This is a genomic window from Streptomyces tsukubensis (assembly GCF_003932715.1).
Lineage (GTDB): Bacteria > Actinomycetota > Actinomycetes > Streptomycetales > Streptomycetaceae > Streptomyces > Streptomyces tsukubensis.
The window spans coordinates 6068429-6083462 of the sequence record NZ_CP020700.1 but is presented as its reverse complement, the minus strand read 5'-3'; the positions used below and the strand labels follow the sequence as shown (position 1 = coordinate 6083462).

Annotated in this window: 8 protein-coding genes, 1 tRNA gene and 3 rRNA genes; 3 read left to right on the top strand and 9 right to left on the bottom strand. The window is 65.3% G+C overall.

The window, feature by feature from the left end:
- Positions 1 to 43 precede the first annotated feature (43 nt).
- On the top strand, positions 44 to 2695 hold the full coding sequence (locus B7R87_RS25310; protein ID WP_040913916.1) for a SpoIIE family protein phosphatase: 2652 nt from the start codon (positions 44 to 46) through the stop codon (positions 2693 to 2695).
- A gap of 64 nt (positions 2696 to 2759) precedes the next feature.
- Here B7R87_RS25310 and B7R87_RS25305 read toward each other — a convergent pair.
- The 7 genes from B7R87_RS25305 to thyX all read right to left on the bottom strand — a co-directional run bounded on the left by B7R87_RS25305 (position 2760) and on the right by thyX (position 12461).
- Positions 2760 to 2832, bottom strand: a tRNA-Thr gene (locus B7R87_RS25305).
- Between the two features lie 247 nt (positions 2833 to 3079).
- Positions 3080 to 3196 (bottom strand): 5S ribosomal RNA (rrf, locus tag B7R87_RS25300).
- Between the two features lie 72 nt (positions 3197 to 3268).
- Positions 3269 to 6394: ribosomal RNA gene (locus B7R87_RS25295) — 23S ribosomal RNA — on the bottom strand.
- A gap of 310 nt (positions 6395 to 6704) precedes the next feature.
- Positions 6705 to 8235: ribosomal RNA gene (locus B7R87_RS25290) — 16S ribosomal RNA — on the bottom strand.
- Together the 16S, 23S and 5S rRNA genes with 1 tRNA gene alongside form the textbook arrangement of a ribosomal RNA operon.
- Before the next feature lie 540 nt (positions 8236 to 8775).
- Complete coding sequence (locus tag B7R87_RS25285; protein ID WP_006346205.1) at positions 8776 to 10461, bottom strand: ribonuclease J; 1686 nt, start codon at positions 10459 to 10461, stop codon at positions 8776 to 8778.
- A gap of 115 nt (positions 10462 to 10576) precedes the next feature.
- Positions 10577 to 11476 (bottom strand): 4-hydroxy-tetrahydrodipicolinate synthase, encoded by a 900-nt coding sequence (dapA, locus tag B7R87_RS25280; protein ID WP_006346206.1) that lies wholly within the window; start codon positions 11474 to 11476, stop codon positions 10577 to 10579.
- Positions 11477 to 11720: 244 nt separating this feature from the next.
- Complete coding sequence (gene thyX, locus B7R87_RS25275) at positions 11721 to 12461, bottom strand: FAD-dependent thymidylate synthase (protein WP_006346207.1); 741 nt, start codon at positions 12459 to 12461, stop codon at positions 11721 to 11723.
- Between the two features lie 198 nt (positions 12462 to 12659).
- Between thyX and B7R87_RS25270 the strand changes: the two genes are divergently transcribed.
- The gene (locus B7R87_RS25270) at positions 12660 to 12920 is read left to right on the top strand and encodes a hypothetical protein (RefSeq protein ID WP_006346208.1); all 261 of its coding nucleotides are present in this window, start codon (positions 12660 to 12662) and stop codon (positions 12918 to 12920) included.
- Positions 12921 to 13019: 99 nt separating this feature from the next.
- Positions 13020 to 13583 carry a hypothetical protein gene (locus tag B7R87_RS25265; protein WP_006346209.1) on the top strand — a complete coding sequence of 188 codons (564 nt, stop codon included), beginning with the start codon at positions 13020 to 13022 and terminating at the stop codon, positions 13581 to 13583.
- Between the two features lie 162 nt (positions 13584 to 13745).
- On the opposite strand, the gene B7R87_RS25260 is transcribed toward B7R87_RS25265, so the two are convergent.
- Entirely contained in the window at positions 13746 to 14192 is a 447-nt protein-coding gene (locus B7R87_RS25260; protein ID WP_006346210.1) for a hypothetical protein, read from the bottom strand.
- 22 nt (positions 14193 to 14214) lie between these two features.
- On the bottom strand, positions 14215 to 14988 hold the full coding sequence (gene dapB, locus B7R87_RS25255; protein ID WP_006346211.1) for a 4-hydroxy-tetrahydrodipicolinate reductase: 774 nt from the start codon (positions 14986 to 14988) through the stop codon (positions 14215 to 14217).
- Positions 14989 to 15034 lie beyond the last annotated feature (46 nt).

Here is a 15034-nt window from a genome sequence, read left to right as displayed (position 1 = left end):
GGCGCAAGCACAAGGACCGGGCACCGGGAGGGACGGGCCGATCATGGCAGAGCCGGGTGTCGAGACGCGTACGAGGAGTTCAGTGATCACCGCTCGGGCAGCCGCTTCCTTCGACCCCGTCGGCAGGTCCGTGGCGACCGCCCGTGCCTTTGTCCGCGACACCCTCCAGGGCTGGGGCCACTCCGACATCATCGACGACGCGGTGGTCCTGACCAGCGAACTCGTCACCAACGCCATTGTCCACGCGGGGACCTCGGCCGATGTCCTGTGCCTGCGCACCGACGAGCACGTCCGGATCGAGGTGGCCGACCGCTACCCCGAGCGCGAGATCCCCCTCCAGGGCAGCCATGTCCTCGCCCCGCTCGACAGCGAGAACGGCCGCGGACTCCAGCTGTGCTCCGCCCTCGCCTCCCGCTGGGGCGTCGAGTACACCGCCACGTTCAAACAGGTCTGGTTCCAGCTCGACCTTCCCCAGCGCCCTGTCGGTACGCGCTCCGCGGGCCCCGCCCTGCCGACCGCCCTGCTCCCCGTCGCCGACGAACGGGTCCGTGTCGCCGTGGCCCAGATCGACCGCACCGGCTCCATCTCCGTCTGGAACGAGGACGCGGAGCATCTCTTCGGTTACGCCGCCGACCAGGTCATCGGCAAACCGCTCGCCGACTTCGCCGCCTGGCCGCACACCCCCGGCATCGGCACCGGAATCGCCGAGGCCCTCCAGCTCTCCCGCTGGGAGGGCAGCTACGGCATCCGTGACACCGAGGGCCGTGTCATCCCCGTCTACGCCTCCCATCTGCGGGTCCGCGATACCCACGGCGAACCGTCCACGGTCTGTCTGCTGGTACGGGACGACGAGCGCGCCGTCCTCCAGACCCCGACCCGGATCCCCGTCGCCGACAGCGGAACCGAATCGCACTCCGCGGATCCGTTCGAGGTCTTCATCGGCTCCCCCGCCCCCGACGACCTCGACGGACTGCTCCAGCGCACCGTCGAACGCGCCCGCGACATGCTCGACGGCGACGCCGCCTTCCTCCTGCTGGCCACGGACGACGAGACCGAGCTGGAGGTCCGGGCCACCACCGGTCTTCCCTCCGCCCGCCAGCGTTTCGCCCGGGTCCCCGTCGAGGCCGGCACCGGACGGTACGGCTCCGCCCGGATGCCCGCGGTCCACGACGACCTCACGTCGGTCCCCGGCGCGGTCCCCCTGCTCAACACCACCGGTATGCGGTCCGTGGTCACCGTCCCGCTCAAGGTCGAGGGCCGTCTCACCGGGTCCATCGGTGTCGCCGCGGAGTCCGCCGGCCGCTACACCAACGAGGAGGCCCTGCGGCTCCAGTTCGCGGCCGACCGGATCGCCCTCGCCGTCGAATCGGCCCGCCTCGGTGAGCTGGAACGGCTGCGCCGCGGTTCCCTTTCCTTCCTGGTCGAGGCCTCCGACCTGCTCGCGGGCACGCTCGACAAGGATCAGACGCTGGCTCTGATGGCCCAGATGACGGTCCCGACCCTGGCCACCTGGTGCGCCGTCTACACGATCGCCGACCAGGCGTCCGCCCCCTATCTGAGTTATGTCCTGCACGAGGACGAGGACCGCATCGACGGGCTGAAGGCCCTGCTCTCCAAGATCGCCCCGCCCGGCCCGGTCTCCACACCGGGCGTCAGCGCCTGGACCGCCCCGGCGAAGGCGGCCCAGCAGGCGGCGCTGGAGACTTCGAAACGCGAGCTGGGGCTGGGCTCTTCCTCTCCGGTCTCCTCGGGTATCGGGAGCACCCTCGCGACGGCGGCTGCGGTCGGCGGCGAGACCGTCGTCCTGCCGCTGTTCGCCCGCAACCGGGCGATCGGCATGCTCATTCTCGGCAAGCCGACGGACGAGCATTTCCGCCAGGAGATCCTGGAGCTGGCCGAGGACCTGTCCCGGCGGGCCGCTCTGGCCCTCGACAACGCCCGTCTGTACTCGGAGCGGGTCGCCATCAGCCAGTCCCTGCAGCGCAGCCTGCTGCCGCCGGAGTCGCCGCAGATCCCCGGGGTCGAGGTGGAGGTCATCTACCGGGCCGCGGGCGAGGGCAACGAGGTCGGCGGCGACTTCTACGACGTCTTCCCCATCCGGGACGGTGCCTACGGCTTCGCCATCGGTGACGTCTGCGGTACGGGCCCGGAGGCCGCCGCGGTCACCGGTCTGGCCCGGCACGCCCTGCGGCTGCTGGCACGCGAGGGCTTCGGCGGCCCCGCGGTCCTGGAGCGGCTGAATGCCGCCATCCTCGACGAGGGCACCCGCAGCCGCTTCCTCACTCTGCTGTACGGCGAGCTGTGGCCGCAGGAGGACGGCAGCGCGCGTCTGAAGGTGGTCTGTGCGGGCCATCCCCTGCCGCTCCGGCTCCGCCCTGACGGCACGGTGGACTCCCCCGCCGAGCCGCAGCCGCTGCTGGGGGTCATCGAGGATCTGGAGCTGTACGAGGAGTCGGTGACCCTGTCTCCCGGCGATGTGCTGCTCTGTGTCACCGACGGCATCACCGAACGCCGCGAGGGCAGCCGCATGCTGGGCGACGACGGCCTTGCGGACGTTCTGACGGGCTGTACGGGCCTGACGGCCGGCGCGGTGGCCTCCCGGGTCATGCGCGCGGTGGAACGCTTCGCCGCCGAGCCCGCGTCCGACGATATGGCCATCCTGGCTCTCCGTATCCCGGAGCCCCGGCAGCCCTGAGGTGCAGCGGCACCACGGAAACGAGGAAGGCCCCCGCCATCAGGCGGGGGCCTTCCTTGTACTGAGCCCCAATACGGAATCGAACCGTAGACCTTCTCCTTACCATGGAGACGCTCTACCGACTGAGCTATTGGGGCCTGCTGCGCTGCGGCAACGAGGTAAATCATACCCTGAGTTGGGGGTGCTCCGAACCATCCGGCGCAGGAAGATCACCGAACCTGTCCCCGGGTCTCTCCGCCGGCCCTTGCCGGGCTCGGCTGCGCGGGCCCGTCCCGGCGCGCGCGGCCGGCCGACGCCCCGCAGGCAGCTCCTCGCGGTCAATCTTTCTGCCCTGGAAATACAGAAAGGCCCCGCACAGTGTGCGGGGCCTTCCCATCAAAAATTGTTCGGCGGCGTCCTACTCTCCCACAGGGTCCCCCCTGCAGTACCATCGGCGCTGAAAGGCTTAGCTTCCGGGTTCGGAATGTAACCGGGCGTTTCCCTAACGCAATAACCACCGAAACACTATGAAACAAACAAACCGGAATCAACACGGTCGTTGCCTCAGAACTAACACAGTGGACGCGAGCAAATATGGACAAGCCCTCGGCCTATTAGTACCGGTCACCTCCACCAGTTACCTGGCTTCCAGATCCGGCCTATCAACCCAGTCGTCTACTGGGAGCCTTAACCCCTCAAAGGGGGTGGGAGTCCTCATCTCGAAGCAGGCTTCCCGCTTAGATGCTTTCAGCGGTTATCCTTTCCGAACGTAGCCAACCAGCCATGCCCTTGGCAGGACAACTGGCACACCAGAGGTTCGTCCGTCCCGGTCCTCTCGTACTAGGGACAGCCCTTCTCAAGACTCCTACGCGCACAGCGGATAGGGACCGAACTGTCTCACGACGTTCTAAACCCAGCTCGCGTACCGCTTTAATGGGCGAACAGCCCAACCCTTGGGACCGACTCCAGCCCCAGGATGCGACGAGCCGACATCGAGGTGCCAAACCATCCCGTCGATATGGACTCTTGGGGAAGATCAGCCTGTTATCCCCGGGGTACCTTTTATCCGTTGAGCGACGGCGCTTCCACAAGCCACCGCCGGATCACTAGTCCCGACTTTCGTCCCTGCTCGACCCGTCGGTCTCACAGTCAAGCTCCCTTGTGCACTTACACTCAACACCTGATTACCAACCAGGCTGAGGGAACCTTTGGGCGCCTCCGTTACTCTTTAGGAGGCAACCGCCCCAGTTAAACTACCCATCAGACACTGTCCCTGATCCGGATCACGGACCCAGGTTAGACATCCAGCACGACCAGAGTGGTATTTCAACAACGACTCCACAACCACTGGCGTGGCCGCTTCAAAGTCTCCCACCTATCCTACACAAGCCGAACCGAACACCAATATCAAACTGTAGTAAAGGTCCCGGGGTCTTTCCGTCCTGCTGCGCGAAACGAGCATCTTTACTCGTAGTGCAATTTCACCGGGCCTATGGTTGAGACAGTCGAGAAGTCGTTACGCCATTCGTGCAGGTCGGAACTTACCCGACAAGGAATTTCGCTACCTTAGGATGGTTATAGTTACCACCGCCGTTTACTGGCGCTTAAGTTCTCAGCTTCGCAACCCCGAAAGGTCACTAACCGGTCCCCTTAACGTTCCAGCACCGGGCAGGCGTCAGTCCGTATACATCGCCTTACGGCTTCGCACGGACCTGTGTTTTTAGTAAACAGTCGCTTCTCGCTGGTCTCTGCGGCCACCCCCAGCTCACATCGTAAAGACGATCACCAGGAATGGCCCCCCTTCTCCCGAAGTTACGGGGGCATTTTGCCGAGTTCCTTAACCATAGTTCACCCGAACGCCTCGGTATTCTCTACCTGACCACCTGAGTCGGTTTAGGGTACGGGCCGCCTTGAAACTCGCTAGAGGCTTTTCTCGACAGCATAGGATCATCCACTTCACCACAATCGGCTCGGCATCAGGTCTCACCCTTAATGTGTGACGGATTTACCTACCACACGGGCTACACCCTTACCCCGGGACAACCACCGCCCGGGCTGGACTACCTTCCTGCGTCACCCCATCACTTACCTACTACCACCTCGGTTCAGCGGCTCCACCACTCCCCATCACTCCGAAGAGATCAAAGGCGGCTTCACGGCCTTAGCATCAGAGGATTCGATACTGGGCGCTTCAAAGCGGGTACCGGAATATCAACCGGTTGTCCATCGACTACGCCTGTCGGCCTCGCCTTAGGTCCCGACTTACCCTGGGCAGATCAGCTTGACCCAGGAACCCTTAGTCAATCGGCGCACACGTTTCCCACGTGTGTATCGCTACTCATGCCTGCATTCTCACTCGTGTACCATCCACCACTCGCTTACGCGGCGGCTTCACCCGGCACACGACGCTCCCCTACCCAACCCAACGGGCGTTGGCCCTATTGCTGGATTGACACGACTTCGGCGGTACGCTTGAGCCCCGCTACATTGTCGGCGCGGAATCACTTGACCAGTGAGCTATTACGCACTCTTTCAAGGGTGGCTGCTTCTAAGCCAACCTCCTGGTTGTCTCTGCGACTCCACATCCTTTCCCACTTAGCGTACGCTTAGGGGCCTTAGTCGATGCTCTGGGCTGTTTCCCTCTCGACCATGGAGCTTATCCCCCACAGTCTCACTGCCGCGCTCTCACTTACCGGCATTCGGAGTTTGGCTAAGGTCAGTAACCCGGTAGGGCCCATCGCCTATCCAGTGCTCTACCTCCGGCAAGAAACACACGACGCTGCACCTAAATGCATTTCGGGGAGAACCAGCTATCACGGAGTTTGATTGGCCTTTCACCCCTAACCACAGGTCATCCCCCAGGTTTTCAACCCTGGTGGGTTCGGTCCTCCACGACCTCTTACAGCCGCTTCAACCTGCCCATGGCTAGATCACTCCGCTTCGGGTCTTGAGCGCGCTACTAAATCGCCCTATTCGGACTCGCTTTCGCTACGGCTTCCCCACACGGGTTAACCTCGCAACACACCGCAAACTCGCAGGCTCATTCTTCAAAAGGCACGCAGTCACGAGGAGCCGGACAAGTCCGACCCCCGACGCTCCCACGGCTTGTAGGCACACGGTTTCAGGTACTATTTCACTCCGCTCCCGCGGTACTTTTCACCATTCCCTCACGGTACTATCCGCTATCGGTCACCAGGGAATATTTAGGCTTAACGGGTGGTCCCGCCAGATTCACACGGGATTTCTCGGGCCCCGTGCTACTTGGGTGTCTCTTAAACGAGCCGCATGAATTTCAGCTACGGGGGTCTTACCCTCTACGCCGGGCCTTTCGCATGCCCTTCGCCTATCCATACGGTTTCTGACTCGTCCCACGGCCGGCAGACCGCAGAAAAGAGATCCCACAACCCCGCATACGCAACCCCTGCCGGGTATCACACGCATACGGTTTGGCCTCATCCGGTTTCGCTCGCCACTACTCCCGGAATCACGGTTGTTTTCTCTTCCTGAGGGTACTGAGATGTTTCACTTCCCCTCGTTCCCTCCACACTGCCTATGTGTTCAGCAGCGGGTGACAGCCCATGACGACTGCCGGGTTTCCCCATTCGGAAACCCCCGGATCAAAGCCTGGTTGACGACTCCCCGGGGACTATCGTGGCCTCCCACGTCCTTCATCGGTTCCTGGTGCCAAGGCATCCACCGTGCGCCCTTAAAAACTTGGCCACAGATGCTCGCGTCCACTGTGCAGTTCTCAAACAACGACCAGCCACCCGTCACCCCACCACCAACGTGGCAGGAACACCGGGGCCGGCACCGAAGACCAACAGACTCTCGTCCGTGCCCTCAGACACCCAACAGCGCGCCCAACACCCGACCATTGTCTCCAGAAGCTTTCCACGCCGAAGCAGTACTCACTCTGTCAACCATGACCGTGTGCCGAATAATCAACGTTCCACCCATGAGCAACCAGCACCGGACACTCGCCGGTGTACTGGCCCCTGACCGGCAAAAACCGGCAAGAAGTGCTCCTTAGAAAGGAGGTGATCCAGCCGCACCTTCCGGTACGGCTACCTTGTTACGACTTCGTCCCAATCGCCAGTCCCACCTTCGACAGCTCCCTCCCACAAGGGGTTGGGCCACCGGCTTCGGGTGTTACCGACTTTCGTGACGTGACGGGCGGTGTGTACAAGGCCCGGGAACGTATTCACCGCAGCAATGCTGATCTGCGATTACTAGCAACTCCGACTTCATGGGGTCGAGTTGCAGACCCCAATCCGAACTGAGACCGGCTTTTTGAGATTCGCTCCGCCTCACGGCATCGCAGCTCTTTGTACCGGCCATTGTAGCACGTGTGCAGCCCAAGACATAAGGGGCATGATGACTTGACGTCGTCCCCACCTTCCTCCGAGTTGACCCCGGCGGTCTCCCGTGAGTCCCCAACACCCCACAAGGGGGCTTGCTGGCAACACGGGACAAGGGTTGCGCTCGTTGCGGGACTTAACCCAACATCTCACGACACGAGCTGACGACAGCCATGCACCACCTGTACACCGACCACAAGGGGGGCACTATCTCTAATGCTTTCCGGTGTATGTCAAGCCTTGGTAAGGTTCTTCGCGTTGCGTCGAATTAAGCCACATGCTCCGCTGCTTGTGCGGGCCCCCGTCAATTCCTTTGAGTTTTAGCCTTGCGGCCGTACTCCCCAGGCGGGGAACTTAATGCGTTAGCTGCGGCACCGACGACGTGGAATGTCGCCAACACCTAGTTCCCAACGTTTACGGCGTGGACTACCAGGGTATCTAATCCTGTTCGCTCCCCACGCTTTCGCTCCTCAGCGTCAGTAATGGCCCAGAGATCCGCCTTCGCCACCGGTGTTCCTCCTGATATCTGCGCATTTCACCGCTACACCAGGAATTCCGATCTCCCCTACCACACTCTAGCCTGCCCGTATCGAATGCAGACCCGGGGTTAAGCCCCGGGCTTTCACACCCGACGTGACAAGCCGCCTACGAGCTCTTTACGCCCAATAATTCCGGACAACGCTTGCGCCCTACGTATTACCGCGGCTGCTGGCACGTAGTTAGCCGGCGCTTCTTCTGCAGGTACCGTCACTCTCGCTTCTTCCCTGCTGAAAGAGGTTTACAACCCGAAGGCCGTCATCCCTCACGCGGCGTCGCTGCATCAGGCTTTCGCCCATTGTGCAATATTCCCCACTGCTGCCTCCCGTAGGAGTCTGGGCCGTGTCTCAGTCCCAGTGTGGCCGGTCGCCCTCTCAGGCCGGCTACCCGTCGTCGCCTTGGTAGGCCATCACCCCACCAACAAGCTGATAGGCCGCGGGCTCATCCTGCACCGCCGGAGCTTTCAACCTTCAAGGATGCCCCCGAAGGTATTATCCGGTATTAGACCCCGTTTCCAGGGCTTGTCCCAGAGTGCAGGGCAGATTGCCCACGTGTTACTCACCCGTTCGCCACTAATCCACCACCGAAGCGGCTTCATCGTTCGACTTGCATGTGTTAAGCACGCCGCCAGCGTTCGTCCTGAGCCAGGATCAAACTCTCCGTGAATGTTTACCCGTAATCGGGTCCACACATCACGAGAGCGGGACAGCCGGAGGAATAATCCGACCGTCCACAGCGTCCTCGCTGTATGTGTTTCTTCAAAGGAACCTCATCCCCCAGCCACAAGGGCCCGGGAACGGGGTATCAACTAATCTGGCGTTGATTTTTGGCACGCTGTTGAGTTCTCAAGGAACGGACGCTTCCTTCAGGCCCTTTTCACCAGGCCCTCCGGGCTTTTCCCTTCGATCTTGCGTTTCCAACCTTACCAGATCCTTTTCCCGTTCCGTTTCCGGTCCGGAGTTTCAAATCCAGCGGCCTGTTGAAGCGGCCTTTTGTCTTTCGACTTTGCCTTTCGGCGGTGCCGACTTTATCAGAGATTCTGAGTCGGATTTTCCGGCCCCCCGAGATCCTGTTCCGTACGGCGCATGCCGTTCGGGGTTCTCGTTCGGGCGGAGACGTCAACGTACTGGAGCGGGGCGCCCCGATGCAAATCGAGGCGCCCCGCTCCATGAAGTGCGACGTCGGGCCGGGGAACCGGCGGCGGCGTCAGACCTCGACGACGACCGGGAGGATCATCGGGCGGCGACGGTAGGTGTCGGAGACCCAGCGGCCCACGATCCTGCGGACCAGCTGCTGGAGCTGGTGGGGTTCGGCGACCCCGTCCGCGGCCGACTTGGCGATGGCCTCTTCGATCTTGGGGACCACCGCGGTGAAGACCGCGTCGTCGATACCGGATCCCCGGGCCTGGACATGGGGGCCGCCGACGACCTTGCCCGTGGTGGAGTCCACCACGACGAAGACCGAGATGAAGCCCTCGTCACCGAGGATCCGGCGGTCCTTGAGGGAGGCCTCCGTGACATCTCCGACCGAGAGGCCGTCCACGTACACATAACCGGCCTGGACCTTGCCCACGATGCGGGCCCTGCCGTCGACGAGGTCGACGACGACGCCGTCCTCGGCGATGACGATGTGGTCCTTGGGGACTCCGGTGAGTGCACCCAGTTCCGCGTTGGCGCGCAGATGGCGCCATTCGCCGTGGACCGGCATCAGGTTCTTCGGGCGGCAGATGTTGTAGAAGTACAGCAGCTCGCCGGCCGAGGCATGGCCCGAGACATGGACCTTGGCGTTCCCCTTGTGGATGACGTTCGCACCCCAGCGGGTGAGGCCGTTGATCACCCGGTAGACCGCGTTCTCGTTGCCCGGGATCAGGGAGGACGCCAGGATCACGGTGTCGCCCTGGACGATCCGGATCTGGTGATCGCGGTTGGCCATCCGGGACAGGGCGGCCATCGGCTCGCCCTGGGAGCCGGTACAGACCAGGACGACCTCGTGGTCGGGCAGATCGTCGAGGGTCTTGACGTCGACGACCAGCCCCGGCGGGACCCGCAGATAGCCGAGGTCACGGGCGATGCCCATATTGCGGACCATCGAGCGTCCGACGAAGGCCACCCGCCTGCCGTACTCGTGCGCCGCGTCCAGGATCTGCTGGATGCGGTGCACATGGCTGGCGAAGCTGGCGACGATGATCCGCTTCTGGGCGCCGGCGAAGACCTGGCGGAGCACGTTCGAGATATCGCGCTCGGGCGGGACGAAGCCGGGGACCTCGGCATTGGTGGAGTCCGAGAGGAGGAGGTCGATGCCCTCCTCGCTGAGCCGGGCGAAGGCGTGCAGATCCGTGAGCCGGCGGTCCAGCGGCAGCTGGTCCATCTTGAAGTCGCCGGTGTGGACGACCATGCCCGCGGGGGTCCGGATCGCGACGGCCAGCGCGTCCGGGATGGAGTGGTTGACCGCGATGAACTCGCAGTCGAAGGGGCCGATCCGCTCGCGCTGTCCCTCGGTGACTTCGAGGGTGTAGGGCCGGATGCGGTGTTCCTGGAGCTTGGCCTCGATCAGGGCGAGGGTGAGCTTGGAACCGATCAGCGGGATGTCCGGCTTCAGCCTCAGCAGATAGGGGACACCGCCGATGTGGTCCTCGTGGCCGTGCGTGAGCACGATCCCCTCGACGTCGTCGAGGCGGTCCCTGATGGTGGTGAAGTCGGGCAGGATGAGGTCGACACCGGGCTGCTCCTCCTCGGGGAAGAGGACGCCGCAGTCGACGATGAGCAGTCGGCCGTCGAATTCGAAGACCGTCATGTTCCGGCCGATTTCACCGAGGCCGCCGAGCGGGGTGACCCGCAGGCCGCCCTTCGGGAGCTTCGGCGGACGGCCGAGTTCGGGATGCGGATGACTCAAAAGACTCTCCTCACCATGCGCGCCGGCCACCCTCTCGCGAGGGCCCGGCGGGCATGAGCTTCTTGCACGTGCTGTGTCGTACCTATGCAGTTGTCGGGTCTTGCCAGGTCCGGGGTCAGAGCTGGACGCCTCCGGCCGCGAGGTCCGCCTTCAGCTGTGCGGTCTCGTCGGGGGTCAGCTCGACCATGGGAAGTCGCAGGGGGCCCGCGGGCAGGCCCTGGAGGGCGAGGGCGGCCTTGGTGGTGATCACGCCCTGGGTGCGGAACATTCCGGTGAAGACCGGAAGCAGCCGCTGGTGGATCTCGGTGGCCTTCTGGACGTCGCCGCTGAGGTGGGCGTCGAGCAGGGCGCGCAGCTCCGGGGTGACCACATGGCCCACCACGGAGACGAAGCCGACGGCGCCGACCGAGAGCAGGGGGAGGTTGAGCATGTCGTCGCCGGAGTACCAGGCGAGGCCGGAGCGGGCGATGGCCCAGCTCGCCCGGCCGAGGTCGCCCTTGGCGTCCTTGTTGGCGACGATCCGGGGGTGCTCGGCGAGCCGGACGATGGTCTCGGTGTCGATGGGGACACCGCTGCGGCCGGGGATGTCGTACAGCATCACGGGCAGTTCGGTGGCGTCGGCGATCGCCGAGAAGTGCCGGAACAGGCCCTCCTGCGGGGGCTTGTTGTAGTACGGCGTGACGGCGAGCAGACCGTGGGCGCCGGCGCTTTCGGCGGCGCGGGCGAGTTCGATGCTGTGGCGGGTGTCGTTGGTGCCGATTCCGGCGACGATCAGGGCTCGGTCCCCGACGGCCTCCAGTACGGCCCGCAGGAGCCGGTCTTTCTCCGCGTCGCTGGTGGTGGGCGACTCGCCGGTGGTGCCGCTGACGATCAGGCCGTCGTTGCCTGCGTCCACCAGATGGGCCGCCAGGCGCTGGGCGCCGTCGACGTCGAGTGCGCCGTCCGGGGTGAACGGCGTGACCATGGCGGTGAGGACCCGCCCGAAGGGGGTCTGCGGAGTGGGGATCGGAGCCATGGGTAACACGCTACTCGCTGCTCAGTGCGGTGTGGCCCTTGAGGGGACGTGACGTACGACGTGGGATGCGGAGCCCGGCACTGCCTGCTCGGGGGTTCAAGCAGTGCCGGGTCCGTTTGATCAGCCTAGATGAACTTCATGAAACACCGCAATGCGGACATTCCACCCGGAGAATCCGTACATCTGTACCGCCGCTGCCCGACCGGGGGACGGGATCGGGGGTGGTCCGGCGGCTCCGGACGGTTCAGGGCGCGATTCGGCCGTTGGCGTTGAACGCCTCGTACGTCAGCGGCATCAACTGCGCCCAGTGCCGCTCCATCTGCTCGCCGACCATTTCGATCTCGCGCTGCGGGAAGGACGGGACCTTCGCCTGCTCGTGCTGGGTGCGCAGACCGAGGAAGTGCATCAGCGAGCGGGCGTTGCAGGTGGCGTACATGGAGGAGAAGAGACCGACGGGCAGGACCGAACGGGCGATTTCCCGGGCGATGCCCGCGGCCAGCATCTCCTGGTAGGTCTCGTACGACCGGCGGTAGGAGTCCTCCATCGCCTCGGAGACGATCTTGTGCTGCTCGGGGCTGCCGTCGATGAAGACGTACTTGCCCGGGCGGCCCTCCTGGACCAGCTTGCGGTCCTGTCCGGGGACGTAGAAGACCGGCTGGAGCTCCCGGTAGCGGCCGGATTCCTCGTTGTACGACCAGCCCGCGCGGTGCCGCATGAACTCGCGGAAGACCAGGATCGGGGCGCTGATGAAGAAGGTCATGGAGTTGTGCTCGAACGGGCTGCCGTGCCGGTCGCGCATCAGGAAGTTGATGAGCCCCTTCGACCGCTCCGGGTCCTTCTTCAGCTCGTCCAGGGACTGCTCTCCGGCCGTGGAGACCCGGGCCGCCCACAGGACGTCGGAGTCCGCGGCGGAGTGCTTCACCAGCTCGACGGTGACATCGCTGCGGAAGGTGGGGGGCGCGGAATCGGCGGGGGTGTCGGTCACCTGGAGGGGTCCTCTCCTGGGGGCGGGTGGGGGGCGGCAACCACCTTAGTCCACCCTCAATCCCGTCCCCCCTTCACGCTTCGCCGATGTTTCCCGGACCGATTCGCACGGATCCGGCACCGAATCGCCGTTCCGTACGTCTCTCTGGGTAACAGCCCTTCCAGTAGTCACACCGAACTCCACCAGGAGCGTGATCCGATGTTTCGCCGGCGGGAAGCCGTCCCGTTCTCGTTCGTCGCCGAGGCCACCCGGGCCGAAGAGGATGCCGAGCGCTTCCGCAGTAACGTCACTCCTCCGCCGCGCGAGCGTCCCACGGTCTCCCAGCTCACCGGTCGTACGCTGATCGGACTGAGCATCGTCGCCGGGCTGGTGGGGTCTCTGCTCTTCGGCGTCCCCGCGCTGGAGTCCGGCAGCTCACCCGAGACCGCACAGCAGAGTGAGGCGGCCGAGCGTCGGTGAGCCGCACGGCCCCCTGGGGTAGTCGGCCCCGGAGCGCCTCGGTAGCCTCACCCGTCACAGCCCCCACAATTCGAGTGTGCTGGTGAGTGGAGAACAGTCGTGCCCCTGACCTTTCTGACGGCCGACCGCGCGTTCGGCGCCCCGGCGGAGGACTCCGCGGACGTCGCCCTGCCCTTCGACGATCACGACCAGTGGCGGCGGCCGTACCGCCCCGGTCCCTGGCGGGTGGGGGCCGCGGCCCTGCTTCTGCTGCTGACGTCGTTCGTGATGATCGCGGCCGTGATCGTTGCCGCCGCGGGCGCCATGTCCGCGGCCGGTCTCTGCCTCTCGGTGGGCCTGGTGATGATCGCCCTGGCCCTGCGCCTGCTGCGGTCGGGCGTCTGGGTGAGCCGCCACGGGCTGCGCCGGGTCGGCTTCTTCACCACGTCGACGCTCCGCTGGTCGGATGTGACCCGGGTCCAGACGGTGCAGCAGCCGGTGCGCTGGCTGGGGCTGCCGCGGACCGTGCAGGGTCAGGCGCTGCACCTGAACCGCCGCGGCCGGAACGAGCCGCTGGAGCTGCTGACCGACCACAACGCGGACTTCCTCTCCCGGGTCGAGGCCTTCGACCGGGCGGCGGACACGGTGGAGGCCTGGGCGGCGGAGTACGGGCCGGCGGACTGACCGTTCCACCGCCCGCCCCGCGGCCGCGGGGCGGGCGGTGCGGGGCACCGTACGCTCCCCTGCGCCGTAGCCGCGTATCCGTACGCACGGAACCGCACAGAACCGCGCCGGACCCCGTCGGGTCCGGCGCGGTTCCGTCTGCTGCACCCGCTCGGGGGTTTCTCAGGCCCCGGCGGTCTCGTGCAGGGCGATGGCGCGCTGCATGGCCTTGCGCGCCCGCGGGGTGTCCCGGGCGTCGTGGTAGGCGATCGCCAGCCGGAACCAGCAGCGCCAGTCGTCCGGGGCGTCCTCGGTCTCGGCCCGGCGCCGCGCGAACACCTCGTCCGCGGCATCCCGGTCGATGCGTCCGCTCGGGGTCCGGGCGAGATCGTCGACGGGCAGTCCGCCCTCGGCCTCCAGCTCGGCCGCCAGCCGGTTGGCCCGGGTGACGAAGCGGGTGTTCTTCCAGAGGAACCAGACCCCGATGACCGGCAGGGCCAGTACGGAGATGCCGAAGGCGACGGTCAGCCAGGTGCCCTGCTGGATGAGGAGCAGACCGCGGCTGCCGACCAGGACGAAGTAGACGACCAGGACGGCGGCCGTGACGAAGTAGGTGATTTTCGCGCGCATGTCGATCAGTTCGATCAGTCGGTCAGTGGGCTGCGGGCCGGTCGAGGCCGAGGTCGAGGAAGTGCTCCAGGCCCATGGTCAGACCGGGTACGGAGCCGATCCGGCGGACCCCGAGCAGGATCCCGGGCATAAAGCTGCTGTGGTGCAGCGAATCGTGCCGGATGGTGAGGGTCTCCCCCTCGCCGCCGAGGAGGACCTCCTGGTGGGCGAGGAGCCCCCGGAGCCGTACCGCATGCACCGGCACACCGTCGACATCGGCGCCGCGGGCGCCGTCCAGGGCGGTGGCCGTGGCGTCCGGCTGGGCGCCGAGCCCGGCGTCGGCACGGGCCGCGGCGATGAGCTGGGCGGTACGGGTGGCGGTGCCGCTGGGGGCGTCGGCCTTGTTGGGGTGGTGCAGCTCCACGACCTCGGCCGATTCGAACCAGCGCGCCGCCGCCTGCGCGAACTTCATCGTGAGGACCGCGCCGATGGAGAAGTTCGGGGCGATCAGGACGCCGGTCCCGGGGGACGCGTCGAGGCTGGTGCCGAGCTGTGCGAGCCGATCGTCGGTCCAGCCGGTGGTGCCGACGACGGCGTGGATGCCGTGGCGTACACAGAAGTCGAGATTGCCCATCACGGACGCGGGGGTGGTCAGCTCGACCACCACCTGGGCGCCCGCGTCGACCAGCGTCTCCAGCTTGTCGCCCCGGCCCAGGGCCGCGACCAGCTCCAGATCTCCGGCGCCCTCCACGGCCCGGACCGCCTCGGAGCCGATCCGGCCCCGGGCTCCGATGACCGCCACGCGCAACTTGCTCATCAGTCTCTTTCCTCCGGAAGGCACTTCTCAGGTCGTCGGTCCAAGC